Source organism: Candidatus Protofrankia californiensis (assembly GCF_900634765.1).
GTDB classification, from domain to species: Bacteria; Actinomycetota; Actinomycetes; order Frankiales; family Frankiaceae; genus Protofrankia; species Protofrankia californiensis.
In genome coordinates this window covers 1-1,018 of sequence record NZ_CAAAFT010000391.1, presented here as the reverse complement: position 1 = coordinate 1,018, position 1,018 = coordinate 1, and the positions used below count along the sequence as shown (strand labels likewise).

Below are 1,018 nucleotides of genomic sequence, written 5' to 3'. Positions count from 1 at the left end.
TGCGGGAACCGGGCCGGGAGGACGCCGAGACCGTCGCCTCGGGAACCCGGGCGGCGGCGCTGGGCGGTTTCACCACCGTGTTCGCGATGGCCAACACCGAGCCCGTCGCGGACACCGCCGGAGTCGTCGAGCAGGTCTGGCGGCTCGGGCGGGACGCCGGGCACTGTGACGTGCGTCCGGTGGGTGCGGTGACCGAGGGGCTGCGGGGCGTTCGGCTCGCCGAACTCGGTGCGATGGCGTCGTCGGCCGCGGCTGTCCGGGTGTTCTCCGACGACGGCAACTGCGTGTCCGACGCCGTGCTCATGCGCCGGGCGCTGGAGTATGTCAAAGCGTTCGACGGAGTGATCGCCCAGCATGCCCAGGAGCCCCGGCTGACCGAGGACGCGCAGATGAACGAGGGGGTGGTGTCGGCGAGGCTCGGCCTGCTCGGCTGGCCGGCCGCCGCCGAGGAGGCGATCATCGCGCGGGACGTGCTGCTCGCCGGCCACGTGGGATCCCGGCTGCACGTCTGCCACGTCTCCACCGCCGGCTCGGTGGAGCTCCTGCGGTGGGCGAAGTCCAAGGGCTGGCGGGTCACCGCCGAGGTCACCCCGCACCATCTGCTGCTCACCGACGATCTGGCCAGCTCCTTCGACCCGGTCTACAAGGTCAATCCGCCGCTGCGGACCGCGGCGGACGTCGAGGCGCTGCGCGCGGGGCTCGCTGACGGCACGATCGACTGCATCGCGACCGATCATGCCCCGCACGCCCCGCAGGACAAGGAGACCGAGTGGATGGCCGCCCGCCCGGGCATGGTCGGTCTCGAGACCGCGCTGTCGATCGCAATCATGACCATGGTGGAGACGGGGCTGCTGGACTGGGCCGGGCTCGCCGACCGGATGGCGATCGCCCCGGGGCGGATCGGCGGCCTGCCGAGCGGACACCGCGACGCGCATCCACATGACGCGCATCCACATGACACACATCGGTATGACGTGCACCCGGCCGCGGCCGGGTCGCTGTCGCTGTCGGCGGGAGC

1 protein-coding gene is annotated in these 1,018 nt (G+C 72.4%); it reads left to right on the top strand.

Annotation, left to right across the window (positions count from 1 at the left end; genetic code table 11):
- On the top strand, positions 1-1,018 hold a 1,018-nt coding region (locus DD1DGNOD_RS20055), incomplete at both ends, for a dihydroorotase (RefSeq protein ID WP_241255856.1).